The sequence below is a fragment of the Kitasatospora sp. NBC_00240 genome (assembly GCF_026342405.1).
Taxonomy (GTDB): Bacteria; Actinomycetota; Actinomycetes; order Streptomycetales; family Streptomycetaceae; genus Kitasatospora.
In genome coordinates this window covers 5,753,649-5,779,360 of sequence record NZ_JAPEMU010000001.1, presented here as the reverse complement: position 1 = coordinate 5,779,360, position 25,712 = coordinate 5,753,649, and the positions used below count along the sequence as shown (strand labels likewise).

The window sequence follows — 25,712 nt, the reverse complement described above, 5'->3', positions numbered from 1 at the left end:
GCCCATGTCGTCGTCAGCCGTGCTGCGGGGCCGAGTTGACCGTGACCTCGACCCGCTGGAACTCCTTGAGCTCCGAGTAGCCGGTGGTGGCCATCGCGCGGCGCAGGGCGCCGAAGAGGTTCATGGTGCCGTCGGGGGTGTGCGACGGGCCGGTGAGGATCTCCTCGGTGGTGCCGACCGTGCCGAGGTCCACCCGCTTGCCGCGCGGCAGCTCGTCGTGGACGGCCTCCATGCCCCAGTGGACGCCCCGGCCCGGGGCGTCGGTGGCCCGCGCCAGCGCCGCCCCGATCATCACCGCGTCCGCGCCGCAGGCCACGGCCTTGGCGAGGTCGCCGCTGTAGCCCACGCCGCCGTCGGCGATCACGTGCACGTACCGGCCGCCGGACTCGTCCATGTAGTCCCGGCGGGCGGCCGCGACGTCCGCCACCGCGGTCGCCATCGGCACCTGGATGCCGAGCACGTTGCGGGTGGTGTGCGCGGCGCCGCCGCCGAAGCCGACCAGCACGCCCGCCGCGCCGGTGCGCATCAGGTGCAGGGCGGCGGTGTACGTGGCGCAGCCGCCGACGATCACCGGCACGTCCAGCTCGTAGATGAACTGCTTGAGGTTGAGCGGCTCGGCCGCGCCGGAGACGTGCTCGGCGGAGACGGTGGTACCGCGGATGACGAAGACGTCGACGCCGGCGTCCACCACGGCCTTGGAGAACTCCGCGGTGCGCTGCGGCGACAGCGCGGCGGCCGTCACGACGCCCGACTCGCGGACCTCCTTGATGCGCCGGCCGATCAGGTCGGCCTGGATCGGGGCCGCGTAGATCTCCTGCAGCCGGCGGGTCGCGGCGGCCTGGTCGGTGATCGCGGCGATCTCGTCGAGCAGCGGCTGCGGGTCCTCGTACCGGGTCCACAGGCCTTCGAGGTTCAGCACGCCGAGCCCGCCGAGCCGGCCGATGTTGATGGCCTGCTGCGGGGAGACCACGCTGTCCATCGGGGCGGCCAGGAACGGCAGCTCGAAGCGGTAGGCGTCGATCTGCCAGGCGATCGAGACCTCCTTCGGGTCCCGCGTACGGCGGCTGGGGACGACGGCGATGTCGTCGAAGGAGTACGCCCGGCGTCCGCGCTTGCCTCGCCCGATCTCGATCTCAGTCACTTCGAGCCCTTCCGGTTTTTTTGCTCATACCTGCCGGGTCACCCCGGCCGACCCCAGTATCCCGCACCGGCGGACCGCTACGGCGCAGCCGGTCAACGGGCGGACACGGGGCGAGGCCCGCCACCGGCCGGTGGCGGGCCTCGCGCAGTCCGCGGAGCGGGGTGTGCTCAGCGGCTGGTGTAGTTCGGTGCCTCGACGGTCATCTGGATGTCGTGCGGGTGGCTCTCCTTGAGGCCCGCCGAGGTGATCCGGACGAACCGGCCCTTGCTCTCCATCTCGGCGACGGTGGCGGCGCCCACGTAGCCCATGGTCTGGCGCAGGCCGCCGACCAGCTGGTACAGCACGGCGGAGAGCGGACCGCGGTACGGGACCTGGCCCTCGATGCCCTCGGCGATCAGCTTCTCGTCGGAGGAGACCTCGGCCTGGAAGTAGCGGTCCTTGGAGAACGACTTCGCCTGGCCGCGGGTCTGCATGGCGCCCAGCGAGCCCATGCCGCGGTAGGACTTGAACTGCTTGCCGTTGATGAACAGCAGCTCGCCCGGCGACTCCTCGCAGCCGGCCAGCAGCGAGCCGAGCATCACGGTGTCGGCACCGGCGGCCAGCGCCTTGCCGATGTCGCCCGAGTACTGCAGGCCGCCGTCGCCGATCACCGGCACGCCGGCCGCCTGGCAGGCGAGCGCGGCCTCGTAGATCGCGGTGACCTGCGGGACGCCGATGCCGGCGACCACGCGCGTGGTGCAGATCGAGCCGGGGCCGACACCCACCTTCACGCCGTCCACGCCGGCGTCGATCAGCGCCTGGGCGCCGTCCCGGGTGGCGACGTTGCCGCCGACGACGTCGATGCCGACGGCGGCCTTGATCTTGGCGATCCAGGACAGCGCGTTGTGGCTGTGCCCGTGCGAGGTGTCGACCACCAGGAAGTCCACCCCGGCGCCGACCAGCGCCTGGGCGCGGTCGAAGGCCTCGGCGCTGGCGCCGACGGCGGCACCGACCAGCAGACGGCCCTCGGCGTCCTTGGCGGCGTTCGGGTACTTCTCGGCCTTGACGAAGTCCTTGACGGTGATCAGGCCCTTGATCCGGCCCTCGTCGTCGACCAGCGGCAGCTTCTCGATCTTGTGGCGGCGGAGCAGCCCGATCGCGTCCTCGCCGGAGATGCCGACCTTGCCGGTGATCAGCGGCATCGGCGTCATGATCTCGCGGACCTTGCGGCTGCGGTCCGACTCGAAGGCCATGTCGCGGTTGGTGACGATGCCCAGCAGCCGGCCCGCCTCGTCGGCGATCGGCACGCCGCTGATCCGGAACTTGGCACAGAGCGCGTCGGCCTCGCCGAGCGTGGTCTCCGGGCCGACCGTGATCGGGTCGGTCACCATGCCGGACTCGGAGCGCTTGACCAGGTCGACCTGGTTGACCTGGTCCTCGATCGAGAGGTTGCGGTGCAGGACGCCGACGCCGCCCTGACGGGCCATCGCGATCGCCATCCGCGACTCGGTGACCTTGTCCATGGCGGCCGACAGCAGCGGGATGTTCACCCGCACGTTGCGGGACACGCGCGAGGACGTGTCCACCTGGTTCGGCAGCACCTCGGAGGCCCCGGGCAGCAGCAGGACGTCGTCGTACGTCAGTCCGAGCATCGCGAACTTCTCGGGTACGCCTGCGGCGTTGACGCCGTCGTTGATGGGCATCTTGGGGGTTACCTTCCGTGGCCGGCCGAATTCAACTGCAATGCGCCCGGCTGAGGGTGGGGGCGCACTGATCCTTCGTCGGGCGGACGGACAACCGTGTACGGCGCCGTCCCACCCGCGCGCTCACCGGCACAGGATCGGGCCACCGCAACGCTCGATGCCTTGGAGGAACCTCCAGGAGAACCCCGTCCGCACCCACGAAACTTTGGCGACCAGCCCAGGCGCCGATACCCCATGGTACTGGCACCGGGAATGCCGACTCGCGCCCCCTTGACAACACCGGTCACACGTGAGTGATTCCATGGCCCGTACGTGCCGGTACGATCACGCCGCGTTCCCTCCCCGGTCGGCGGACGGTCTTCACGGCAATGTCCTCGACCGGCGGCCGGCACCGTGCGGCGCCCGGCCCCCCGCGTTCAGGAGGACTCCTCCGCCAGGGCCCGCAATCTGCTCAGCGCCCGGTGCTGGGCGACCCGCACCGCGCCCGGCGACATACCGAGCACCTCGCCGGTCTCCTCCGCCGACAGACCGGCGGCCACCCTGAGCAGAACCAGCTCCCGCTGACGGGCCGGCAGATTGGACAGCAGCTCCTTCGCCCAGGCCGCGTCGCTGCTCAGCAGCGCGCGCTCCTCCGGGCCGAGCGCGTCGTCCGGCAGCTCGGGCAGGTCGTCGGGCGGGATCACGGTCGACCCCGGCCCGCGCATCGCGGCCCGCTGCAGGTCCGCGATCTTGTGCGCGGCGATCCCGTAGACGAAGGCCTCGAACGGCCGGCCCTGGTCCCGGTAGCGCGGCAGGGCGCAGAGCACCGCGACGCAGACCTCCTGGGCGATGTCGTCCACGTGATGGCGGGCCCCGCCGGGCAGCCGGACCAGCCGGCCGCGGCAGTACCGCAGCGCCAGCGGGTGGACGTAGGCCAGCAGGGTGTCGATGGCCGGGCCCTCACCGCGCACGGCGGCGGCGACCAGGTCGGCCATCAGCGGCGATCCGGCGCTGCCGAGGACGGGCGGACGCTCGGCGCCCTCCGGCCCCGTGTCCGGCCCGGCGTCCGACCCCGGGTCGGACTCGATCTCGGCGCCGGAATCCGGCAGGCCGTCGGCGTACGGCGACTCCTGACCCGGGCCGGAGAGCCCGGCCTCCTCTGGGTCCGCCCCGCCGGGAGCGGTGGAAACGTCGTCGCGCATCGGTCCATGGTGCCTGGTCGGGCCGGAAAACATGGCACCGCGTCCGGAGTTGTGCACCGGAACGTTATGCGTCGGCGCGGCCACGCCCGGTACCGGCCGGCCGCCCGCGGGCGTGGTGGGCACCGGCGGGCCGAGCCCCGGGCCGTCGTCCACCGTGCCGCCTCCCGCCCCGCCGCCGTCGGTTGTCCCGCCTGCCGCGCCGTCCGCCGAGTGTCCTGCGGCTGCGTCGTCCGCCGCAGTGCCTGTCCGCTGGTCCCCGAGGTGCTCCACACCTCCATGGTGCAACCTCGGGACCGTAACGTCACACGTCTGCGCGAGGGGAATCGCGAGGAGGTGCCGCGGGCGGCAGGCCGGGGCCGGTCAGCGGACCAGACCCCACCTGAACCCCAGGGCCACCGCGTGCGCGCGGTCCGAGGCGCCGAGCTTCTTGAACAGCCGCCGGGCGTGCGTCTTGACGGTGTCCTCGGAGAGGAAGAGCTCCCGGCCGATCTCCGCGTTGCTGCGGCCGTGGCTCATCCCCTCCAGCACCTGGATCTCACGCGCCGTCAGCGTCGGCGCCGCACCCATGTCGGGGCTGCGCAGCCGGCGCGGGGCGAGCCGCCAGGTCGGGTCGGCGAGGGCCTGGGTGACGGTGGCCCGCAGTTCAGCGCGCGAGGCGTCCTTGTGCAGGTACCCGCGCGCCCCGGCGGCCACCGCGAGGGCGACGCCGTCGAGGTCCTCGGCGACGGTGAGCATGATGATGCGCGCGCCCGGGTCGGCGGACAGCAGCCGCCGCACCGTCTCGACGCCGCCGAGTCCGGGCATCCGGACGTCCATCAGGACGAGGTCGGAACGGTCGGCCACCCAGCGGCGGAGGACCTCCTCACCGTTCGTCGCGGTGGTGACCCGGTCGACACCGGGTACGGTCGCGACCGCGCGGCGAAGCGCCTCGCGGGCGAGCGGGGAATCGTCGCAAACGAGAACGGAAGTCATGACCGTCCTCCGCTGCTGATCCGCGTCACGTTGAGCCTCCTGGCTGGTACGAATCTCTCCGACACGGCCGATTGGCGACAGACCTCGTGCTGATCGCCGGTTCTCCCCGCGATCGTTCCCGACGTCCGGCGCCCGCTAACCGCCTCCGCACATCCAACGACCGTCACTCGAATGAGTTACGGCCTTCAGGGCCATCTCCACCACTGTACGTGGCCAACCCATTACGGATCAGCCGCATCGCGGGGCGCGCGCCGCACTTTTCTGCAGCTGGTGCGCGGTCGGCGCGCGACGCGCACGCCGGTACGGGCCCGCACGCCCGCTCCGGCCACTCGATTGCCACGTCCCTGCCCGCCAAACCACATGCCCACTTTGCCCGTTTTTATAGCTTTTGTACGGTCATTGACTGTTGTGCCACTCTGTGGGTGACTTGTCCATGAGGTTGCCTTAAGTCATATTTCCAGGTGTCCACACCAGCGCACCGAAGCCCCGCCGAGCCGAGCCGAGCGAAGTCCGGGCCGGCGCGGGGCCGACGAGCCCTTGAAGGGAATGAGCCATGGCAGATTTTTCCCGCCTCCCCGGCCCCAACGCGGACCTTTGGGACTGGCAGCTCTCCGCCGCCTGCCGAGGCGTGGACAGTTCGCTCTTCTTCCACCCGGAGGGCGAGCGCGGCGCCGCGCGCAGTTCGCGCGAGGCCAGTGCCAAGGAGGTCTGCATGCGCTGCCCGGTACGCACCGAGTGCGCGGCGCACGCCTTGGCGGTCCGTGAGCCGTACGGCGTGTGGGGCGGTCTCACCGAGGACGAACGCGAGGAGATGATGGGCCGTTCGCGCAACCGCCTGGTCGAGGTCCCGCTGACGATGCCCTCGGGAGTACGGCGCTAGAAGGACGACACACTCGCCGTGGAGAAACGTTTCTTCACGGTTTCCGTGCCGCCCCGGACCGGCACCCACCGTGCCGCCCGCCGGCACCCGCGGCGCACCGGAGCACCCGGGCCGGCCACCACCGGACCCGGCCGCGCGACACCCGTCCCGACACCCGGCCGCGACACCGGTCCCGACATAGGACCGACACCGGCGAACGGGCACCCTCGCAGGACCGGAGCGGAGCCCGCCGGACCTGCCCCGGCCATCGCGTCCCGGCCATCGCGCCCGCCGGACCTCGCTCCAGGACAGCCTCGGGACCTCCCCGGCAACCGGCCTGACGACCCGTCCCAGGCCCCCGCGCCCGGCGCACCCGCCACGCCCGGCCCCGCTCCCCGGGTACCGCACGCCGCCCGCCCGTACGGGACGGCCCCCGTCCGGCCCGTCCCGGCGGCCGGTTCAGCGCCCGGCCGCGGAGCCCGCCAGCCGGTCGAGCATCAGGGCCACCGCCGGCACCTCGGCCAGGTCGGGCAGGGTCAGTGCCACCACCTGGCGCAACGCCGGCTCACCCGAGGCGGCCCGCAACTGGACGGCCGACACGCCGTCCTGGCGCACCGAGTCCAGCGCGAGCCCCGGCAGCACCGCCACCCCGAGCCCGGCCGCGACCAGGCCGACCACCGCCGGGTAGTCGTCGGTGGCGAAGTCGATCCGCGGCTCGAAGCCCGCGCCCGCGCAGAGTTCCACCAGGTGGCCGCGGCACTGCGGGCAGCCGGCGATCCACTGCTCCTCGGCGAGTTCCGCCAGCTCCACCGGCGCGTCGCCGACCCCGGCCAGCGGGTGGCCGGCCGGCAGCAGGCCGACCAGCGGATCGTCCAGCAGCGGCCGGACCACCAGGTCGGACCAGTCGTTGGCGGCCGCCGCGGCCGCCGCCTCCAGGGTCGCCTCGGCGCGCGCCTCGCGCGGGGTGCTGTGCGGGGAGGGGACGGCCAGGCCGCCCTGCGAGTCGGGGTAGCGGAAGGCCAGCGCGACCTCGCACTCGCCGCCGCGCAGCATCGCCAGCGACTCGGTCGGCTCCGCCTCGACCAGCGACACCCGGACCCCGGGGTGGCTGGCGCGCAGCCGGGCGACGGCGGGCGGCACCAGCGTGGAGCTCGCGGTGGGGAAGGACACCAGTCGCACCCGCCCGGCCCGCAGGCCGGCGATCGCGGCGACCTCCTCCTCGGCGGCCGACAGCCCGGCCAGGATGCCGTTGGCGTGCTTCAGCAGCACCCGGCCGGCCTCGCTGAGCTGCATGCCCCGGCCGGCCCGGACCACCAGCGGGGTGTCCACCGACTTCTCCAGGGCCTTCATCTGCTGGCTGACGGCGGGCTGGGTGCAACCCAGCTCGCGGGCGGCGGCGGAGAAGGAGCCGGTGCGGGCGACGGCACGCAGGACGCGCAGGTGGCGGGCCTCGATCATGCCTCAGTTATAAGGCATCCTTTGCTTACCGCAAAACTCCACTGATATGTGGTTGAACATTGGAACAGCACGCCGGAGGCCCGGCCGCACCCAGGGGGTGCGGGCCGGGCCTCCGGTCACCGTGAGGTGTGTCAGTGCGAGTGGCCGTGGCCGCCGTGCGAGTGACCGGCGCCGGCCTCCTCGTCGGCCGGCTTCTCCACCACGAGGGTCTCGGTGGTGAGCAGCAGCGAGGCGATCGAGGCGGCGTTCTCCAGCGCGGAGCGGGTGACCTTGACCGGGTCGATGACGCCGGCCTTCAGCAGGTCGCCGTACTCGCCGGTGGCGGCGTTGTAGCCGAAGCCCGCCTCCAGCTCGGCCACCTTGTGGGTGATGACGTAGCCCTCGAGGCCGGCGTTCTGGGCGATCCAGCGCAGCGGCTCGGCGAGCGCCTTGCGGACGACCGCGACACCGGTCGCCTCGTCGCCGGACAGGCCCAGGCTGCCGTCGAGCACCTTCTGCGCGTGCACGAGAGAGGCGCCGCCACCGGCGACGATGCCCTCCTCGACCGCGGCACGGGTCGCCGAGATGGCGTCCTCCAGGCGGTGCTTGCGCTCCTTGAGCTCCACCTCGGTGGCGGCGCCGACCTTGATCACGCAGACGCCGCCGGCCAGCTTGGCCAGGCGCTCCTGCAGCTTCTCGCGGTCCCAGTCCGAGTCGGTGTTGGCGATCTCGGCCTTGATCTGGGCGACGCGGCCGGCGACGGCCTCGCTGTCACCGGCACCGTCGACGACCGTGGTGTCGTCCTTGGTGATGGTCACGCGGCGGGCGGTGCCCAGCACCTCCAGGCCGGCCTGGTCGAGCTTGAGACCGACCTCCTCGGAGATGACGGTGGCACCGGTCAGGGTGGCCAGGTCGCCCAGGATGGCCTTGCGGCGGTCACCGAAGCCCGGGGCCTTGACGGCCACCGCGTTGAAGGTGCCACGGATCTTGTTCACCACGAGGGTGGACAGCGCCTCGCCGTCGACGTCCTCGGCGATGATCAGCAGCGGCTTGGAGGCGCCGCCCTGCAGGATCTTCTCGAGCAGCGGGAGCAGCTCCTGGATGGAGGAGATCTTGCCCTGGTTGATCAGGATGTACGGGTCCTCGAGGACCGCTTCCTGACGCTCGGCGTCGGTGACGAAGTACGGCGACAGGTAGCCCTTGTCGAACTGCATGCCCTCGGTGAAGTCGAGCTCCACGCCGAAGGTGTTCGACTCCTCGACGGTGATGACACCGTCCTTGCCGACCTTGTCGATCGCCTCGGCGATGAGCTCGCCGACCTGCGAGTCCTGCGCCGAGAGACCGGCGACGGCGGCGATGTCGTCCTTGCCGTCGACCTCGCGGGCGATCGAGAGGAGGTGCTCCGACACGGCCGCGACGGCCTTGTCGATGCCCTTCTTGAGGGCGGCCGGGCCGGCGCCCGCGGCGACGTTGCGCAGACCCTCGTTGACCAGGGCCTGGGCCAGCACGGTGGCGGTGGTGGTGCCGTCACCCGCGACGTCGTTGGTCTTGGTGGCGACCTCCTTGACGAGCTGCGCGCCAAGGTTCTCGTACGGGTCGTCGAGCTCGACCTCGCGGGCGATGGTGACACCGTCGTTGGTGATGGTCGGGGCGCCGAACTTCTTGTCGATGACGACGTTGCGGCCCTTGGGACCGATGGTCACCTTGACGGTGTCGGCCAGCTTGTTCACGCCGCGCTCCAGCGAGCGGCGGGCGTCCTCGTCGAACTGCAGAATCTTCGGCATGTTCCCGTTTCCCTCAGGGTTACTGAATACGTGAGCCAACAGCCGCGCCCCGGGCCCCTGTCGGTGAAGACACGGATCCGGGGCGGGCGGATACGGGCCCGCGGGCCCGTGAGGTCTTACTTCTCGATGACCGCGAGGACGTCGCGGGCCGAGAGGACGAGGTACTCCTCGCCCTTGTACTTCACCTCGGTGCCGCCGTACTTCGAGTACAGGACGATGTCGCCCACGGCGAGGTCGAGCGGAAGACGCTGGCCGTCCTCGAAGCGACCCGGGCCGACGGCCAGGACGACGCCCTCCTGGGGCTTCTCCTTGGCGGTGTCCGGGATAACCAGGCCGGAGGCCGTGGTGGTCTCGGCGTCGAGCGGCTGGACCACGATGCGGTCCTCGAGCGGCTTGATGGCAACCTTGCTGCTGGTGGTCACGTCCGAGCTCCCCTTCGGAGATTACGGGGTTGTCTAACAGGTAGTTGTGATGCCTGCGTGCCTGCCGTCGCGGGGGTCAGACACGCTTCACCGTGTTAGCACTCACCCGGTGGGGAGTGCCAGGACTGACCATAGGCCGCGGTTAGCACTCAGTCAACCAGAGTGCCAACGGCGCGGCCGGGAGATTCCCGCAGTCGCAAGCGTGTACGGATCGGCCGGGTGCGGACTTCCTGCACGGCGGCGGTGCGGCGCACCCCCGGGCATCCCCCGGTCACCCCCGCCGGCGCACTCATCCCCGCCACCGCAGCGACCGGCGGGGTTGAGTAGCCGTACTCATGTGCCGGTCCCGTCCCGGGCCGCAGACTCCGTCCATGACCACCGCGTCCAGCGCCCCGTCCGCCGCCCCGTCCGGTGCCGCCGACACCGCCGCCACCTCCGACACCGCCGACACCGCCGACACCGCCGCCGTCGTCGATCCGTCCGGCACCGATTCCTCCGGCACTGCCCTGACCCCCCGCCCGCTGGGCAGCGACCTTCTGCTGACCCTCCTCGTGCTGCCGCTGGAAGCCCTGCTGCTCGCCGGGATCGGCTACCTCGCCTTCGCGCTGGCCTTCGGCGCGGGCCAGAGCGGCGGGGGCGAGCTGGCCGTGCTGGTCCTGGTGCTCGGCGTCGTCCTCCTCCTCACCGCGCCGATCCTGCTGGCGGTCCGGTCCGGCCGGGCCGGCTACCGGGTGCTCCCGGTGGCCGGGCTCCTGCTGCCGGTCGCGGCACTGATCGTGCTCTCCCTGCGCTGAGCCGGCCCGCCCCGCCCCGCCCCGCCCCGCGAGGAAACCCACCCGCCTCACCCGTCGAGCCGAGGAGCCGGACGATGACCAGGACCACGCCGCCGGACCGCGGCCGCACCGCCCACCGGCCGCACCCGCCGGGCCGCGACCTGCTGGCGGCCCTCCTGCTGCTGGCCCTCGGAACGCCGCTCACCGGCGCGCTCGGCGCGCTGTCCCTGCTCGCCCTGTTCCGGCTGGAGGCGGGCGGCCAGGAACTGCTCGGGCTGCTCGTCCTGCTGACCGGCCTGCTCGCCGTCACCGGACCGCCGCTCGTGCTGGCCGTCCGCACCTGGCGGCGCGGGTACCGGGCGCTGCCGGTGGCCGCCGCCCTGCTGCCGTTCCTGCCGCTCGCCGCCCTGATCGCCGCCTGAGCCCGCCCCGAGCGGCGAGAATGGGCGGGTGGAGACCGAGAACCTGCAGGCCCTGCTGACCCCCGAGGGGCAGTCGCTGCTCGCCGAGCTGCGCGCGTACACGCCCGGCGACGAACTGGCGCTGGCCACCCGGCTGCGCCGTGACCACCCGGCGGAGCTGGTCTCCGCCGCGCTGGGCCAGGCCCGGCTGCGGCAGCGGGCGCGGGCCAAGTTCGGCGACGACGCGGACCTGATGTACTTCACGCCGAACGGCGTCGAGCAGTCCACCCGGCGCAGCGTGGCCGAGTGGCGGGCGAAGCGGTTCGCCGAGCTGGGCGTCCGGCGGCTGGCCGACCTGTGCTGCGGGATCGGCGGGGACGCGGTGGCGCTGGCCCGGCAGGGGATCTTCGTGCTCGCGGTCGACCGCGACCCCGCGGCCTGCGCGGCGGCCCGGGCGAACGCGGCGGCGCTGGGCCTGGCCGAACTGATCGAGGTGCGCTGCGCGGACGTCACCGAGGTGGACGTGACGGGCTACGACGCGGTGTTCACCGACCCCGCGCGGCGGACCACCAAGGGCAGGGTGTTCGACCCCGAGGCGTACTCGCCGCCGCTGTCCTGGGCGATCGAGGCGGCCCGGCGCACCCCGTTCGGCGCGCTGAAGATCGCCCCGGGCATCCCGCACGACCTGGTCCCCGAGGACGCCGAGGCCGAGTGGGTCTCCGACCACGGCGACGTGAAGGAGGCGGTGCTCTGGTTCGGCACCCGGGCCGGGCACCCGCACCGGGCGACCCTGCTGCCGCACGACCGCACGCTGGCCGGCGGCACCCTGCCGGACCCGCAGGCCGGGCCGGTCGGGCGCTACCTGTACGAGCCGGACGGCGCGGTGATCCGCGCGCACCTGGTCGCCGAGGTCGCCGGGCAGGTGGACGGCCGGCTGATCGACCCGATGATCGCGTACCTGACCTCGGACCACCTGGTGGCCACCCCGTACGCGCACGCCTACGAACTCACCGACGTCCTGCCGTTCAACGTGAAGAAGCTCAAGGCGCTGTTGCGCGAACGCGGGGTCGGCACCGTGGTGATCAAGAAGCGCGGCCTCTCCATGACTCCGGAGGAGCTGCGGCAGAAGCTGAAGCCGCAGGGGCCGGCCACCGCGACCGTCATCCTGTCCCGGGTCGGCGACGGGCACCTGATGATGATCGGCCGGCCGGTGGACGCCGGGGCCGTCCGGTAGGGGCCACCGGGCGCCGGCCGCCCCGGTGGCCCGGCTACGCCGGTGGCTTGATGTAGTCCTCCAGCCGGGCCACCGCGAAGCCCTGCTCCTGGATCCGGCTGAGCAGCTCGCCGAACATCTGGGTCATCGTCTCGCCCTTGAGGTCCTTGGGGCCCCGGAAGTGGGCGAGGATGATGTCGCCGGGCTTCAGCTTCTTGTCGGCCGCCTGGTACTGCATGTCGTGGATCTGCATCGACTCGCGCCAGAGCACGATCGCCCGAGGTCCGCACTGCTGCACCGCCGTGTTGAGCGCGGCGGTGTGGGCGCCGTCGCCGTACGGCGGGCGGAACAGCATCGGGGCGACGCCGTACTGCTGGGTGAGCGCGGACTGGGCGTCGCAGACCTCGGACTTCTGGACGTCGGCCGGCTTGGTGCTCATCGCCGGGTGGTCGGTGGTGTGGTTGTGGATGTGGTTGCCGAGGGCCTTCAGCGGCTTGAAGTAGCCGTAGTCGTTCTTGACGATGTCGCGGGTCAGGAACATCGAGACCGGCACCTTGAGGTCGGTGAGCATCTCGACGAACCTCGGGTCCTTCTCGGCGCCGTCGTCGAGGGTCACGAAGACGACCTTGTCGCTGGTCGGGACTTCGCTGAAGACCGGCACGGCACCGGTGGCGGTGAGCTTCAACGGCTTGTCCGCGGGCGGCGCCGGGGCGGGCGGCAGCGGCTTGAGGTTCCACTTCGTCCAGACCGCGACGGCCGCGTCGGCGGCCGGCGTGGCCGGGTCGGTGCGGGGCGGCGCGGGCGGCCGCGACGCGCTCTGCGAGCCCGCGCCGCCGGTCGGCGGGCCGCTCGGCACCTCGGGGGCGGCGCCCCCGCAGCCGGCCACCAGCGCGGCCAGTGCCAGCGCCCCCACCGCGTACGTCCTCGTCCTGTTCCAGCCGTACCGCTCCACCGCGCCGTGCCCCCCCAGATCGTTCAGCCGACTCCCAGGAAGCACGCTACCGGCCGTCGGCCGGTTCCCCCGGCAAGGCGCTACTCGACGTGTTCGCTGGTGAACTCCCAGCGGTGGACCGGCCGGGCGACCAGCGCCGCGGGCGGGTCGGCGACCGCAACCGGGGCGCCGTCCCACCAGGTGATCAGCAGTACCCGGCCGCCCGGCGCGCCGAACACCTCGGCCCGGACCGGGCCCGCCGAGCCGCGCAGCGCGGGCAGCGCGGTGGCGTGCACCCAGGCGGTCAGCTCGGCGGCGCGGCCGTCGGCCGCCCGGGCCTCCCACATCGCGGCGACGGTCACCGGCCGCCGCCGAGCGCCCGGTAGGCCTCGCCGTGGACGTCGCCGTGCGCCCCGCCGCCCGTACCGCCTCCGCCCGTACCGCCGCCGGTGGCCGGCACGTGCACCTCGGTGACCGGCAGCGAGGAGTCCGCGGAGAGGTCGGCGGAGGACGGCGAACGGCCCCGCCAGACCATCTCGGACCCGAGCGCGGCGACCATCGCGCCGTTGTCGGTGCACAGGCCCGGACGCGGCACCCGTAGCCGGATGCCGACCTTGTCGCAGCGCTGCTGGGCCATCTCGCGCAGCCGCGAGTTGGCCGCCACCCCGCCGCCGATCATCAGGTGGTCCACGCCGCTGTCCTTGCAGGCCTTGACGGCCTTGCGGGTGAGCACGTCGGTGACCGCCTCCTGGAAGGAGGCCGCGACGTCCGCGACCGGCACGTCCTCGCCGGCCCGGCGCTTCGCCTCGACCCAGCGGGCCACCGCGGTCTTCAGGCCGGAGAAGGAGAAGTCGTACGCCGGGTCCTTCGCGCCGCTCAGCCCGCGCGGGAAGGCGATGGCCTTCGGGTCGCCCTCACGGGCCATCCGGTCGACCACCGGGCCGCCGGGGAACCCGAGGCCGAGCACCCGGGCGACCTTGTCGAAGGCCTCGCCGGCCGCGTCGTCGATGGTCGCGCCGAGCGGGCGGACGTCACTGGTGATGTCCTCGCTGAGCAGCAGCGAGGAGTGCCCGCCGGAGACCAGCAGGGCCATCGTGGGCGAGGGCAGCCGCCCGTGCTCCAGCTGGTCCACGCAGATGTGCGAGGCGAGGTGGTTGACCCCGTACAGCGGCTTGTCCAGCGCCCAGGCGTAGGCCTTCGCGGCACTGACCCCGACCAGCAGCGCGCCGGCCAGGCCGGGCCCGGCGGTGACGGCGATGCCGTCCAGGTCGGAGGCCTTGACCCCGGCCGTGTCCAGCGCCCGCTGGATGGTCGGGACCATCGCCTCCAGGTGCGCCCGGCTGGCGATCTCGGGCACCACGCCGCCGAAGCGCGCGTGGTCGTTGACGCTGGAGGCGACGGCGTCGGCGAGCAGGGTGGTGCCGCGGACGATGCCGACGCCGGTCTCGTCGCAGGAGGTCTCGATGCCGAGGACGAGCGGTTCGTCAGCCATGGCGGGGGTCCTTCATCACGTCGGTCTTCGGATCGTTGCTCGGGTGGTCCAGGCGCATCACCAGCGCGTCCACGTTCGCGGGCTGGTAGTAGCCGCGCCGGATGCCGACCGGCTCGAACCCGAAGCGCTCGTACAGGCGCTGGGCGCGCAGGTTGTCCACCCGCACCTCCAGCAGCAGGTCGGTGCAGCCGCGCCGGGCGGACTCCTGGACCAGGTCGGTGAGCAGCACGGCGCCGAGGCCGGCGCCCTGCAGTCGCTCGTCGACGGCGATGGTCTGCACGTCGCCCTCGCCGGCCACCACCATCAGGCCCGCGTAGCCGGCGACGGCGCCGTCGGGGGTGGTGGCGACGGTGTAGTGGCGGGTGCCGCCGGGGTGCGTCTCGGCCAGCTCGGACCAGTACATGCCGGTGGACCAGGCGTCCTCCGGGAACAGTCGCAGTTCCAGGTCCATCACCGGGGCGATGTCCCACCAGCGCATGGGTCGCAGGGTGGTCCCGCCGGGGCCGGCGGTGCCGTTCGGGCCGGGGGTCACGCCGGGAGCACCGCCTTGTACCCGGCCGGGACCTGCGCGTCGGGGCGCCGCAGGTACAGCGGGACGCAGGGCAGCAGCTCGCGCCCGGCGGCCAGCTCGGCGGCGGCGAAGGCGGCCATCGCGCCCGCGGACACGTGCTCGGGGCCGGTCGCGTCAGGGAAGGTGTCGGGGTAGAGCAGCGCGCCGGCGCCGACCGAGCGCGGGCCCGGTGCCAGCTCGGCCGGGCGGTCCACCCCGGGGCCGGCGGTCCGGGCGCCGGCGGGGTCGTACGAGGCCCAGTAGACCTCCTTGCGGCGCGCGTCGGTGGCGACCGTGAACGGCCCGGCGAGACCCTCGGTCCGGGCCTGGTGGGCGATCGCGTCGAGGGTGCAGACGCCGTGCACGGGCAGTCCGAGCGCGTGACCGAGCGCGGCGGCGGTGACCAGGCCGACCCGCAGGCCGGTGTACGGACCCGGCCCGACACCCACCACGATGCCGGTCAGCCGGTGCTTGTCGACGCCGGCCTCCCGCAGCACCTGGTCGACGGCGGGCATCAGCAGCTCACCGTGGCGTCTGGCGTCGACCGTGAAGGCCTCGGCGAGGACGGCCGTGCCGTCGTGGACGGCCGCGGTGACGGCGGGGGTTGCGGTGTCGAACGCGAGCAGCAGCACGGGTCCAGGTTAGTTGGTCCCGCCGCCCGGATTTCCGTGCCATCACGGAACACACATCCGGATCGGTGCGGCCGCGCCCGGCGGACCTGGCACGATTGGGGCCGACAGTTACGGACAGCGCTGGGAGCACACGTGGCGAAGATGGGTCCTGGAGTGGTGGTCACCGGGCTGACCGTGGGGGCTCTGGCCTTGGTGAGCCTGCTGGCTTTCCAGGCCAACGGCGCCGTGGATCGTGCCGGTGCGCCGCCGAAGCCGACCGCGAGCACCGCCGCCCCCGGCCCGTCCGCCTCCACCGCGGCGCCGACCGCCTCCGCCACGCCGACGATCCCCGCCCTGCCGGCCACCTCGGGCGCCGGCCTGCGGGTGGTGTACTCGCTGGGGACGCACACCGTCTGGCTGGTCGACCCGAAGAAGACGCCGCAGGTCGTGGCGGCCTTCGCGGTCACGCCGGGCTCGGTCGAGCCGACGGCGGGCAGCTACACGGTCTACAGCCGGCGGCCTACCACCACCGGCACCGACGGCAAGCAGATCGAGCACGTGGTGCTGTTCGCCCAGCAGAACGGCATCGTCTTCGGCTTCAGCGCGGCCCAGGACGGCGCGACGCCGACCCCGGACCCGGCGGTGAAGACCGGCGGCATCCGGCAGAGCCGGCAGAACGGCCAGCTGCTCTGGGACTTCGCACCGAACGGGACGAAGGTCGTGGTCGTCGCCTGACGACGGCGCGGCGGACGGCGGCTGGACGGCGGCTGGACGGCAGGCCGCTCCCGGACGGCGGGTACTTCCCCGCGGCCCGGCCGGCCGACATCGGGGCCGCCCTCCCGATCAGGCCGCGGTGCGCCGCGGATCCGTCCGACCGGCCGGTGCGTGCTGTCCCGGCGGGGTGGACACGGCCTCGGCGGCCGCGCAGGCGGCCAGCAGCGTGCGCATCGCGGCCCCGGGCCGGGGTGCGGCGGCTGCGGCCTCGTCAGGGAGTCGGCCCTGGCCGGGCGCAGGACGGGCGGGCTCGCCGGCCCGGTCGCGCGGTGCGCGCTCCGGGGCGGGGGTGGTGCTCGACATGGCGCCTCCCTAGTTAGGCAGACCTAACCGCAGCACCCATCCCACCACGCCCGGCACCCCGGCCGCAACATCTTCCCGACAGTCTGTCGGGAAGATGTCGGAGGGTCAGTCCTCGGTCAGCGCCGCCAGCTCCACCGCGTCCCAGCGCCGGCCGAGCCCGGTCAGCACCACCCGGCGCGGGTCCGAGTCGTCCGCGGCCTCGTCCTCGCCGGCCGGGGTCCCGTCCGCATCCTGGGGCGCGGCGCCGCCGAGGGCGCGCTCGATCCGCACCTCCAGCCGGTCCTCGGAGAGCTGCTCGACCTTGCCCTCGCCCCACTCGACCACCACCACCGACTCCGGCAGCGAGACGTCGAGGTCGAGGTCCTCCATCTCGTCCAGGCCGCCGCCCAGCCGGTACGCGTCCACGTGCACCAGCGCCGGGCCGCCCACCAGGGACGGGTGCACCCGGGCGATCACGAAGGTCGGCGAGGTGACGGCGCCGCGCACCCCGAGCCCCTCCCCCAGGCCGCGGGTCAGCGTGGTCTTGCCCGCGCCCAGTTCGCCGGAGAGCAGCACCAAGTCCCCCGGGCGCAGCAGCCCGGCCAGTTCGCGGCCGAGCCGGCCCATCCGCTCGGGGGTGGGAACGGTGAGAGTGGCGTGCGAGCCCATGCGCGTGTCATGCCCTTCGGATCCGTGCGGCGCCCCCGGTCGAGCGCCACCGCTACGGTGCCACATCCGCGGGCGGGTGCGCGTCGGCCCGGGGCCGTCCCGGACGCCGCGGGCTCACTCCGGCTGCCCGGCCTCCCGGACGGACGGCGGCAGCGGCGCCGCGCCCGCGTACTCGACGGCATGCTGGAGCAGTGCGGCCAGCCGGCGGTCGACCAGTTCGGGGCGCTCCAGCATCACCAGGTGTCCGGCGTTCTCCACCAGCAGCAGTTCGGCGTCCGGCAGCTCCCGGGCGATCGTCTCGCTGTGGCCCGGCGGGGTGAGCAGGTCCTTGGTGCCGGCCAGCACCAGGGCGGGGATGCCGCGCATGGCGGCCAGCGCGGCGTGCTTGTCGTGCCGGCCGAAGGCCGGGTAGAACTCGGCGACCACGTCGATCGGGGTGGCGTCCAGCAGCTGCTCGGCGAAACGGGCCACGCCGGGGTCGACGTCCTGGGTGCCGAAGGAGAACCGGCGGTAGAAGACGGCCGCGAAGTCCGCGCCGAACCGCCGGGTGGCCTCGACCAGTTCGACCTGGCGGCCGAGCAGCTTCATCATCCCGGGGGCGACCCGCCGGAAGACCTTCGCGCCCAGGACCGGCAGGCCGAGGGTGACGCTGTCCCAGTCGCTCGCCAGGGTGCCGACCAGGGCGATCCCGGCCACCCGCTCACGGAACAGCTCGGGGTGGCGGTCGGCGAGGGCCATCACCGTCATCCCGCCCATCGAGTGACCGACCAGGACCAGCGGCCCCTCGGGCGCGACGGCGTCGATGACGGCCTTGAGGTCGCCGCCGAGCTGGTCGATGCTGGCCGGCTCGCCCGCCAGGAAGGACCGGGAGCGCTCCGAGCGGCCGTGGCTGCGCTGGTCCCAGAAGACCAGCCGCATGCCCTCGCGCAGCGCGGCGCGCTGGAAGTGCCAGCTGTCCTGGCTGAGGCAGTAGCCGTGGCAGAACACCACCGTCAGCGGGGCCCCGGCCGGTGCGGTGGAGCTGCCGAAGCCCCGGCGGCTGCTGGCCCGCACCAGGGCGCCGGAGCCGGCGAGCAGTCCGGGCAGCCCGCTGCGGTCGACCGGCCCCGTCTCGCCGCGCCGCCGGGCGAACCAGCCGCGTCTGGGGCCCTTGTGCTGGTCCTCGGGATGCACCTGGACGGGGCCCGGCCAGCCGCTGCCGTCCAGCTCGACGTACAGCTCGGTGCCGTCCGGGGCGGCGACCGTGCGCGGGCGGCCGCGCAGCGAGCCGTAGGAGGCGGTGGCGTCCAGCGCCTCCCGGGCCCGGCGGCGCATCGCCCGGCCGACCGTCAGCCGCTCGACCGCGACACCCGCCGCGGCGCCGGCCGCGACCACGCCGACCGAGATGCCGATCAGCCCGGCCCGGCTGACGCCGACCGAGGCGCTCTCGGCGGCCCGGGCCACGGCCACGATCGGGCTTCCCCCGCCCTCGTCGCTCATCTCTCCCCGTTCACCTTTCGCCGCTCATCACTCGACCGTGCCGACGTAGCGGCGCGGCACCCGGGCGCCGATCCGGGTGACGATCTCGTACGAGATGGTGCCGCAGGCCCGGGCCCAGTCCTCGGCCGTCGGCTCGCCCTGCTCGCCGGCGCCGAAGAGCAGCACCTCCTCGCCGACCGGCGGGACGTCCCCGCCGAGGTCGACCACGAACTGGTCCATCGCGACCCGGCCGGCGACCGTGCGCCACTTGCCGCCGATCTGGACCGGCCCGGCGTTGCTGGCATGCCGCGGGATGCCGTCGGCGTAGCCGAGCGGCACCAGGCCCAACGTGGTGCTGCCGGGGGTCGTGTAGTGGTGGCCGTAGCTGACACCGTGCCCGCCCGGCACCTCCTTGACCAGGGCCAGTCGGGCGGTCAGCGACATCACCGGGCGGAGCCCGAAGTCGGCCGGTCCGCCGACCTCCGGGACGGGCGACAGCCCGTACATCGCCAGGCCCGGCCGGACCAGGTCGTAGTGCGACTGCGGCAGCAGCAGCGTGGCCGGCGAGTTCGCCAGGTGCCGGACCTCCGGGCGCAGCCCGGCGCCCTCGGCCTGGGCCAGCGCGGCCGCGAAGCCGTCCAGCTGGAGCTGGATGGACGGGTGCCCGGGTTCGTCCGCGGCCGCGAAGTGCGACCAGACACCGGCCACCGTGAGCAGGCCCTCGGCCTCGGCGCGGCGCGCGGCGGCGACCAGTCCGGGCCAGTCGTGCGGCTGGCAGCCGCCCCGGCCGAGGCCGGTGTCGGCCTTCAGGTGCACCCGGGCGGGGACGCCGCTGGCGCGGACCGCGGCGAGCAGCTCGTCCAGGGCCCACTGCCCGCCGACCGAGATGTCGACGCCGGCGCGCAGCGCCTGCTCCCAGGGGCCGCCCGGGGTCCAGAGCCAGCACAGGATGCGGGCCCGGTCCGGGCCGATGCCGGCGGCCCGCAGGGCCAGCGCCTCCTCCGGGGTGGCGGTGCCGAGCCAGCTCGCGCCGGCTTCGAGCGCGGCCAGGGCGCACGGCAGCGCGCCGTGGCCGTAGGCGTCCGCCTTGACCACGGCCATCACGGCGGGGCCGCCGGTCCGCTCCCGCAGCGCGGCCAGGTTGGCGCGCAGGGCGGCCAGGTCGACGGTCGCCTCGGCCCGGTGGTGTCGACCGTCGGCGTCGGTGAAGGTGGCCGGCCCGGTCGTCTTCGCAGTTGTCATCGGGGTCAGTCTCCCAGACCGGGCCGGGTGCCCGCCGAACGCCCCGGCGGCGCGGCGCCCGCCGGGCGGCCCGCCCATCAGTGCCGCCCACCTGGGCGGGCGCCCGCGGCGGACCGGTGACCGCCCGGTCGGGCGTCCGGTCGGGCGTACGCCTGGGTGTCCGGCCCGGCCCGGTGGGCCCGCGCCGCACCGCCGTGGACGTCCCGCCAGACGGCGGGCAGCTGCCGGGCCACGTCGGTGGCGGTCACCGGCGCGCCGCGGCCGGCGGCCCGGCGGCCGGCCAGGCCGTGCAGGTAGGCGGCCGCCGAGGCCGCGTCCAGCGGGGCCAGGCCGGCCGCCAGCAGCGAGCCGGCCAGCCCGGCCAGCACGTCGCCGCTGCCGGCCGTGGCCAGCCAGGAGGTGCCGGTCGGGTTGCTCCGGGCCACGCCGGTGGGCTCGGCGACCACCGTGGTCGAGCCCTTGAGCAGTGCCGTCGCCCGGTACGCCGTGGCCAGCCGGCGCGCGGTGCGCAGCCGGGCCGCCGCCAGGTCGGCGGCCTGCGGCGGCGGGCCCTGGTCGGCGCCGGCGAGCAGCCGGGCGGCCTCGCCGGTGTGCGGGGTCAGCAGGGTGGGGGCGGTCCGCCCGGCGAGGGCGGCGGGCCCGAGCCGGGCGAGTTCGGTCAGGCCGTCGGCGTCGACCAGCACCGGTACGTCGCTCGCCAGGGCCTCCCGCAGGGCCTGGTCGGCGCCGTCGCCGCCGCCGGGGCCGACCACCCAGGCCTGCACCCGGCCGGCGCCGGCCGGGCCGCCCTCGGTGACCAGCACCTCGGGGAAGCGCCGGACCACCTCCTCGGCCGCCGTCCCCACGTACCGCACCGCGCCGGCGCCACCGCGCAGCGCGCCGGCCACCGCGAGCAGCGCCGCGCCCGGGTAGCGGGCCGAACCGGCCGCGACCCCGACCACACCCCTGCGGTACTTGTCGCTCTCCGCGTCCGGCCGGGGCAGCAGGCCCGCCACGTCCGGGTGCTGCAGGGCCGTCAGGCCGGCCGGCGGCAGCTCCAGTCCGATGCCGACCAGCTCCACGGCGCCGGCGTACGAGGCGCCCGGATCGATCAGCAGGCCCGGTTTGAGGGTGCCGAAGACCACGGTGACGTCCGCCCGCAGGGCCGTGTCGGGCACCTCGCCGGTGTCGGCGTCGACGCCGCTCGGCAGGTCCACCGCGACGACGGCGCCGGGGCGCGGGGCGGCGGCGTAGGGCTGGGCGGCGGGCCGCAGGCCGCCCCGGCCGCCGATGCCGACGATCCCGTCCAGTGCGAGGTCGGCGGCGCCGAAGGCGGCCAGGCCCGCCTCCGGGTCCGTCAGCACCAGGCCCCGGGCGGCCCGCAGCGCGGCGAGGGCGCCCGGGTGGGCCCGGGCGGGGTCGAGCAGGACGGCGGTGACGGCGGCGCCGCGCCGGGCCAGCAGGGCGCCGGCGTACAGGGCGTCACCGCCGTTGTCACCGCTGCCGGCGAGCACCACCACCTTGCTGCCGTAGACCCGGCCGCGGGAGCCGGCCAGCAGCCGGGCGCAGGTGGCGGCGAGGCCGGTGGCGGCCCGCTGCATCAGCGTCCCCTCGGGGAGGCGGGCCATCAGCGCGGCCTCGGCCGCCCGGACCTGCTCGACGGTGTGTGCGTGGCGCATTCCTCGGCCTCCAGGGGCTCCGTGCCGGGGGTCTCAGCCTTCGGCGATGACTACCGCCGACGCTACGCCCGCGTCGTGGCTGAGCGACACGTGCCACGAGCCGACGCCGAGTTCGGCGGCGCGGGCGGCGACCGTCCCGGTGACCCGCAGGACCGGCCTACCGGAGGGCTCGGTGTGCACCTCGGCGTCGTGCCAGTGCAGTCCGCCGGGCGCGCCGAGGGCCTTGGCCAGCGCCTCCTTGGCGGCGAACCGGGCGGCCAGCGAGGCCGGGGAGCGCCGGGCCCCGGAGGGCAGGGTCAGCTCGGCCGCGGTGAACAGCCGCTCCGCCATCCCGGGCGTGCGCTCCATGGCGGCGCCGAACCGGTCGATGGCGGCCACGTCGATGCCGATCCCGATGATCACTCCGGTACTCCTCCGTGTCGTCCGCCCGTGTCGTCCGCGGTGACGGCGGCCCGCTGCCGCGGACCTTACGGCACACTTTCGAGTGAGAGCCGCTGCGAACCCCCCGCCGGCTTCGGTCCGTACGCCTACCGTGTCGCGTGGCACGGACCAGCAGGAGGGAGAAAGGCCATGGTCGCCATGCCCGCCGTCGAGCACCCCCTGACCGAGGACGACGTCCTCCAGGCGTTTCTGGAGCTGGAGACACCGGCCGGTTTCAAGGCCGAGCTCATCGAAGGGGAGATCGTCGTGACCCCACCGCCTGACGGTGACCACGAGGACGCGATCGCACGGTTCGCACGGGCGGTCGCCCGACACGCAGCGGAGGAGTTGTACGTCAGTGGAGGCAAGGGCCTGATCACACCGAACGGTCGTTTCATCCCTGACGCCACGGTCGCACCGGTCGGACGCTTCCGGGCCCAGGACTCCTGGTCGAAGCCGACGGATGTCAGGCTCGTGCTGGAGGTCACCTCGACCCGTCCCGACAACGACCGCGGTGCCAAGCGCCTCGGCTACGCCGCCGCCGGCATCCCCTGCTACCTGCTGGTCGACCGCACCGACGGCAACGTCACGCTCTTCACCGACCCGGAGGACGGAGACTACACCGCCCACGTCCAGGTCCCGTTCGGCAAGCCGCTGGACCTGCCGGCGCCGTTCTCCTTCGCGCTCGACACGGCGCCCCTGCGGTAGGGCCCCTGACGTCAGGGCACCGCCACCGCAGGGGCGCACGCACGCGCTCGGACGGACTACTCGACCGTGACCGACTTCGCCAGGTTGCGCGGCTGGTCCACCTCGTGGCCCTTGGCGGTGGCCAGCTCGCAGGCGAAGACCTGCAGCGGCACCGTCGACACCAGCGGCTGGAGCAGCACCGGCGTGGCCGGGATGCGGATCAGGTGGTCGGCGTACGGCACGACCGCCTCGTCGCCCTCCTCGGCGATCACGATGGTCCGCGCGCCGCGGGCCCGGATCTCCTGGATGTTGGAGACGATCTTGTCGTGCAGGATCGACCGGCCGCGCGGCGAGGGGACGACCACCACGACCGGCAGCCCCTCCTCGATCAGCGCGATCGGGCCGTGCTTGAGCTCGCCCGCCGCGAAGCCCTCGGCGTGCATGTACGCCAGCTCCTTGAGCTTGAGCGCGCCCTCCAGGGCCACCGGGAAGCCCACGTGCCGGCCGAGGAACAGCACCGACTTGGCGTCGGCCAGCGAGCGGGCCAGCTCACGGACCGGCTCCATGGTCTCCAGCACCTGCTCGATCGCCTTCGGGGCGTCGCCGAGCTCCTTGATGACGGCGAAGATCTCGTCGCCCCACTTGGTGCCGCGCACCTGGCCGAGGTACAGCGCGACCAGGTAGCAGGCGACCAGCTGGGTCAGGAACGCCTTGGTGGAGGCGACCGCGACCTCGGGGCCGGCGTGGGTGTAGAGCACCGCGTCCGACTCGCGCGGGATGGTCGAGCCGTTGGTGTTGCAGATCGCCAGCACCTTGGCACCCTGCTCGCGGGCGTGCCGCAGCGCCATCAGGGTGTCCATGGTCTCGCCGGACTGCGAGATGGCGATGACCAGCGTCCGCTCGTCCAGGATCGGGTCACGGTAGCGGAACTCGGAGGCCACCTCGACCTCGCAGGCGATCCGGGTCCAGTGCTCGATCGCGTACTTGGCGATCATGCCCGCGTGGAAGGCCGTGCCGCAGGCGACGATGACGACCTTGTCGACGGCGCGCAGGTCCGCGTCGGCGATCCGCAGCTCGTCGAGGGTGAGCCGGCCGTCGGTGCCGATCCGGCCGAGGAGGGTGTCGGCGACGGCCTTCGGCTGCTCGGCGATCTCCTTGAGCATGAAGTAGTCGTAGCCGCCCTTCTCGGCGGCGGAGGCGTCCCAGTCGACGTGGTACTCGCGCACCTCGGCGGGGGTCCCGTCGAAGTTGGTGACGGTCACCGCGTCGTGGCGCAGCTCGACGACCTGGTCCTGGCCCAGCTCCAGCGCCTCGCGGGTGTGCGCGATGAACGCCGACACGTCGGAGGCGAGGAAGTTCTCGCCCTCGCCGCGCCCGACCACCAGCGGCGAGTTGCGGCGTGCGCCGACGACCACGTCCGGGGCGTCCGCGTGCACGGCGACGAGGGTGAAGGCGCCGTCCAGGCGGCGGCAGACCACCCGCATGGCCTCCGCCAGGTCACCCTGGTAGGCCTCGCCCAGCAGGTGGGCGACGACCTCGGTGTCCGTCTCCGAGCGCAGCGTGTGGCCGCGCTCGGCGATCTCCGCCCGCAGCTGGGCGAAGTTCTCGATGATGCCGTTGTGGACGACCGCGACCTTCTCGGCGTCGTCCAGGTGAGGGTGGGCGTTGGCGTCCGTCGGGCCGCCGTGGGTGGCCCAGCGGGTGTGGCCGATGCCGGTGGTGCCGCCGGGAAGAGGGGTCTCGGCGAGGGACTTCTGAAGGTTGGCGAGCTTGCCCGCCCGCTTGTCGGTGGCGAGGCTCCACTGCCCGTCGGAGCCAAGGGTCTGGACGGCCACACCGGCGGAGTCGTACCCCCGGTACTCCAGCCGCTGCAGGCCTGCGATTACTACGTCAAGAGCGGGCTGAGCGCCCACATATCCAACAATTCCGCACATGCGTGCCAGCATAAGGGCCGCCCCGGCGTGGCCTCACCCCCTGCGCGAACCCCGCGTGACAGACACCACAGCGTGCCGGGGAGCCCGCACGGCCCACAATGGAGCACGTGCTGACCGAACTCTGTACCCGGGGCGCCGCCACGCCCGGCCCCTCCCCGTCGCCGTACGTGGACCTGAGCCGGGCCGAGTGGAGCGCGCTGCGCGAGCGTACGCCGCTGCCGCTGACCGCCGAGGAGGTGGAACGGCTCCGCGGTCTGGGTACCGCCCTCGACCTCGACGAGGTGCGGGACGTCTACCTGCCGCTGTCCCGGCTGCTGAACCTCTACATCCACGCCACCCATGAGCTGCGCGGGGCCGTGGGCACCTTCCTGGACACCGGGGACACCGAGCGCACCCGCACGCCGTTCATCATCGGGGTGGCCGGGTCGGTGGCGGTCGGCAAGTCGACCACCGCGCGCCTGCTGAAGGCCCTGCTGGCCCGCTGGCCCGAACACCCCCGGGTCGAGCTGGTGACCACCGACGGGTTCCTGCTGCCCAACGCCGAGCTGCGCCGGCGCGGCCTGATGGCCCGCAAGGGGTTCCCGGAGTCGTACGACCGCCGGGCGCTGATGCGGTTCGTCGCGGACGTGAAGGCCGGCAAGGACCGGGTCACCGCGCCGGTGTACTCGCACCTGGTGTACGACATCGTGCCGGACGAGCGCCTCACCGTGGAGCGCCCGGACATCCTGATCGTCGAGGGCCTGAACGTCCTGCAGCCGGCCCTGCCCGGCACCGACGGCCGCACCCGGCTCGCCGTCGCGGACTACTTCGACTTCTCGATCTACGTCGACGCCCGCACCGACGACATCGAGAACTGGTACCTGTCCCGGTTCAAGAAGCTGCGCGACACCGCCTTCCAGAACCCGAACTCCTACTTCCGCCGCTTCACCGAGGTGCCGGAGGAGGAGGCGATGGACTACGGCCGCCAGGTCTGGCGCACCATCAACAAGCCCAACCTGGTGGAGAACGTGCTGCCCACCCGGGGCCGGGCCACCCTGATCCTGCAGAAGGGCGCCGACCACAAGGTCCGCCGCGCGCTGCTGCGCAAGCTCTGATCCCGCCCCGCTCCCTGAACAACGGTCAGCGCCCCGCCGGAGGTC

26 protein-coding genes are annotated in these 25,712 nt (G+C 73.8%); 7 read left to right on the top strand and 19 right to left on the bottom strand.

The window, feature by feature from the left end; translation table 11 throughout:
- Nucleotides 1–13 precede the first annotated feature (13 nt).
- The 4 genes from OG689_RS24690 to OG689_RS24675 form a co-directional block, all read right to left on the bottom strand.
- Nucleotides 14–1,141 (bottom strand): GuaB3 family IMP dehydrogenase-related protein, encoded by a 1,128-nt coding sequence (locus OG689_RS24690; protein ID WP_266323061.1) that lies wholly within the window; start codon nt 1,139–1,141, stop codon nt 14–16.
- 167 nt (nt 1,142–1,308) lie between these two features.
- A complete protein-coding gene (gene guaB, locus OG689_RS24685; RefSeq protein WP_266323060.1) occupies nt 1,309–2,823 on the bottom strand; it encodes an IMP dehydrogenase in 1,515 nt (504 codons plus the stop codon).
- 416 nt (nt 2,824–3,239) lie between these two features.
- The gene (shbA, locus tag OG689_RS24680) at nt 3,240–3,797 is read right to left on the bottom strand and encodes an RNA polymerase sigma factor ShbA (protein WP_073924730.1); all 558 of its coding nucleotides are present in this window, start codon (nt 3,795–3,797) and stop codon (nt 3,240–3,242) included.
- Nucleotides 3,798–4,364: 567 nt separating this feature from the next.
- Nucleotides 4,365–4,976, bottom strand: a complete 612-nt coding sequence (locus OG689_RS24675; protein ID WP_014136228.1) for a response regulator transcription factor — start codon at nt 4,974–4,976, stop codon at nt 4,365–4,367.
- Nucleotides 4,977–5,529: 553 nt separating this feature from the next.
- Here OG689_RS24675 and OG689_RS24670 point away from each other — a divergent pair.
- Entirely contained in the window at nt 5,530–5,856 is a 327-nt protein-coding gene (locus tag OG689_RS24670; protein ID WP_073924269.1) for a WhiB family transcriptional regulator, read from the top strand.
- Nucleotides 5,857–6,294: 438 nt separating this feature from the next.
- On the opposite strand, the gene OG689_RS24665 is transcribed toward OG689_RS24670, so the two are convergent.
- From OG689_RS24665 to groES, 3 genes are all read right to left on the bottom strand, one after another.
- A complete protein-coding gene (locus OG689_RS24665; protein ID WP_266323059.1) occupies nt 6,295–7,293 on the bottom strand; it encodes a LysR family transcriptional regulator in 999 nt (332 codons plus the stop codon).
- Nucleotides 7,294–7,424: 131 nt separating this feature from the next.
- Nucleotides 7,425–9,056 (bottom strand): chaperonin GroEL, encoded by a 1,632-nt coding sequence (groL, locus tag OG689_RS24660; protein ID WP_266323058.1) that lies wholly within the window; start codon nt 9,054–9,056, stop codon nt 7,425–7,427.
- A gap of 116 nt (nt 9,057–9,172) precedes the next feature.
- Nucleotides 9,173–9,478, bottom strand: coding sequence for a co-chaperone GroES (groES, locus tag OG689_RS24655; RefSeq protein WP_049654366.1), 306 nt, complete (start codon nt 9,476–9,478; stop codon nt 9,173–9,175).
- Between the two features lie 371 nt (nt 9,479–9,849).
- On the opposite strand from groES, the gene OG689_RS24650 reads away from it, so the two are divergent.
- From OG689_RS24650 to OG689_RS24640, 3 genes are all read left to right on the top strand, one after another.
- A complete protein-coding gene (locus OG689_RS24650) occupies nt 9,850–10,272 on the top strand; it encodes a hypothetical protein (protein ID WP_266323057.1) in 423 nt (140 codons plus the stop codon).
- Between the two features lie 74 nt (nt 10,273–10,346).
- Entirely contained in the window at nt 10,347–10,673 is a 327-nt protein-coding gene (locus OG689_RS24645) for a hypothetical protein (protein WP_266323056.1), read from the top strand.
- Nucleotides 10,674–10,701: 28 nt separating this feature from the next.
- Nucleotides 10,702–11,886: a class I SAM-dependent methyltransferase gene (locus OG689_RS24640; protein ID WP_266323055.1), complete on the top strand. Its 1,185-nt coding sequence runs from the start codon at nt 10,702–10,704 to the stop codon at nt 11,884–11,886.
- A gap of 34 nt (nt 11,887–11,920) precedes the next feature.
- Here the strand turns inward: OG689_RS24640 and OG689_RS24635 are convergent, their stop codons facing one another.
- Genes OG689_RS24635 through tsaB form a run of 5 tightly spaced genes read right to left on the bottom strand, consistent with a single transcriptional unit; the run spans nt 11,921 to nt 15,470 of the window.
- Nucleotides 11,921–12,862 carry a polysaccharide deacetylase family protein gene (locus OG689_RS24635; protein WP_266323053.1) on the bottom strand — a complete coding sequence of 314 codons (942 nt, stop codon included), beginning with the start codon at nt 12,860–12,862 and terminating at the stop codon, nt 11,921–11,923.
- A gap of 35 nt (nt 12,863–12,897) precedes the next feature.
- Nucleotides 12,898–13,158 (bottom strand): hypothetical protein, encoded by a 261-nt coding sequence (locus OG689_RS24630; RefSeq protein WP_266323052.1) that lies wholly within the window; start codon nt 13,156–13,158, stop codon nt 12,898–12,900.
- Nucleotides 13,155–14,288, bottom strand: a complete 1,134-nt coding sequence (tsaD, locus tag OG689_RS24625; RefSeq protein ID WP_266323051.1) for a tRNA (adenosine(37)-N6)-threonylcarbamoyltransferase complex transferase subunit TsaD — start codon at nt 14,286–14,288, stop codon at nt 13,155–13,157. The genes OG689_RS24630 and tsaD overlap by 4 nt, the downstream gene beginning before the upstream one ends.
- Nucleotides 14,281–14,766, bottom strand: coding sequence for a ribosomal protein S18-alanine N-acetyltransferase (rimI, locus tag OG689_RS24620; RefSeq protein WP_266327405.1), 486 nt, complete (start codon nt 14,764–14,766; stop codon nt 14,281–14,283). Before rimI ends, tsaD begins: the two co-directional genes overlap by 8 nt.
- A 50-nt stretch (nt 14,767–14,816) precedes the next feature.
- A complete protein-coding gene (tsaB, locus tag OG689_RS24615; RefSeq protein ID WP_266323050.1) occupies nt 14,817–15,470 on the bottom strand; it encodes a tRNA (adenosine(37)-N6)-threonylcarbamoyltransferase complex dimerization subunit type 1 TsaB in 654 nt (217 codons plus the stop codon).
- Nucleotides 15,471–15,611: 141 nt separating this feature from the next.
- Here tsaB and OG689_RS24610 point away from each other — a divergent pair, with 141 nt between their 5' ends.
- Nucleotides 15,612–16,184: a hypothetical protein gene (locus OG689_RS24610; RefSeq protein ID WP_266327403.1), complete on the top strand. Its 573-nt coding sequence runs from the start codon at nt 15,612–15,614 to the stop codon at nt 16,182–16,184.
- A gap of 108 nt (nt 16,185–16,292) precedes the next feature.
- Here the strand turns inward: OG689_RS24610 and OG689_RS24605 are convergent, their stop codons facing one another.
- From OG689_RS24605 to OG689_RS24580, 6 genes are all read right to left on the bottom strand, one after another.
- Nucleotides 16,293–16,526 carry a hypothetical protein gene (locus tag OG689_RS24605; RefSeq protein WP_266323049.1) on the bottom strand — a complete coding sequence of 78 codons (234 nt, stop codon included), beginning with the start codon at nt 16,524–16,526 and terminating at the stop codon, nt 16,293–16,295.
- A gap of 105 nt (nt 16,527–16,631) precedes the next feature.
- Complete coding sequence (gene tsaE / locus OG689_RS24600; protein WP_266323048.1) at nt 16,632–17,174, bottom strand: tRNA (adenosine(37)-N6)-threonylcarbamoyltransferase complex ATPase subunit type 1 TsaE; 543 nt, start codon at nt 17,172–17,174, stop codon at nt 16,632–16,634.
- A 114-nt stretch (nt 17,175–17,288) separates the two neighbouring features.
- A complete protein-coding gene (locus tag OG689_RS24595; protein WP_266323047.1) occupies nt 17,289–18,653 on the bottom strand; it encodes an alpha/beta fold hydrolase in 1,365 nt (454 codons plus the stop codon).
- 27 nt (nt 18,654–18,680) lie between these two features.
- The gene (gene alr, locus OG689_RS24590) at nt 18,681–19,874 is read right to left on the bottom strand and encodes an alanine racemase (RefSeq protein ID WP_266323045.1); all 1,194 of its coding nucleotides are present in this window, start codon (nt 19,872–19,874) and stop codon (nt 18,681–18,683) included.
- Between the two features lie 77 nt (nt 19,875–19,951).
- Nucleotides 19,952–21,532 carry an NAD(P)H-hydrate dehydratase gene (locus OG689_RS24585; RefSeq protein ID WP_266323044.1) on the bottom strand — a complete coding sequence of 527 codons (1,581 nt, stop codon included), beginning with the start codon at nt 21,530–21,532 and terminating at the stop codon, nt 19,952–19,954.
- Between the two features lie 33 nt (nt 21,533–21,565).
- Complete coding sequence (locus OG689_RS24580; protein ID WP_266323043.1) at nt 21,566–21,934, bottom strand: holo-ACP synthase; 369 nt, start codon at nt 21,932–21,934, stop codon at nt 21,566–21,568.
- A 177-nt stretch (nt 21,935–22,111) separates the two neighbouring features.
- Between OG689_RS24580 and OG689_RS24575 the strand changes: the two genes are divergently transcribed.
- Nucleotides 22,112–22,660 (top strand): Uma2 family endonuclease, encoded by a 549-nt coding sequence (locus OG689_RS24575; protein ID WP_266327401.1) that lies wholly within the window; start codon nt 22,112–22,114, stop codon nt 22,658–22,660.
- Between the two features lie 56 nt (nt 22,661–22,716).
- On the opposite strand, the gene glmS is transcribed toward OG689_RS24575, so the two are convergent.
- Nucleotides 22,717–24,573: a glutamine--fructose-6-phosphate transaminase (isomerizing) gene (glmS, locus tag OG689_RS24570; protein WP_266323042.1), complete on the bottom strand. Its 1,857-nt coding sequence runs from the start codon at nt 24,571–24,573 to the stop codon at nt 22,717–22,719.
- Nucleotides 24,574–24,671: 98 nt separating this feature from the next.
- Here glmS and coaA point away from each other — a divergent pair, with 98 nt between their 5' ends.
- Nucleotides 24,672–25,667 carry a type I pantothenate kinase gene (gene coaA / locus OG689_RS24565; protein ID WP_266323041.1) on the top strand — a complete coding sequence of 332 codons (996 nt, stop codon included), beginning with the start codon at nt 24,672–24,674 and terminating at the stop codon, nt 25,665–25,667.
- The last annotated feature ends 45 nt before the right edge of the window (nt 25,668–25,712 follow it).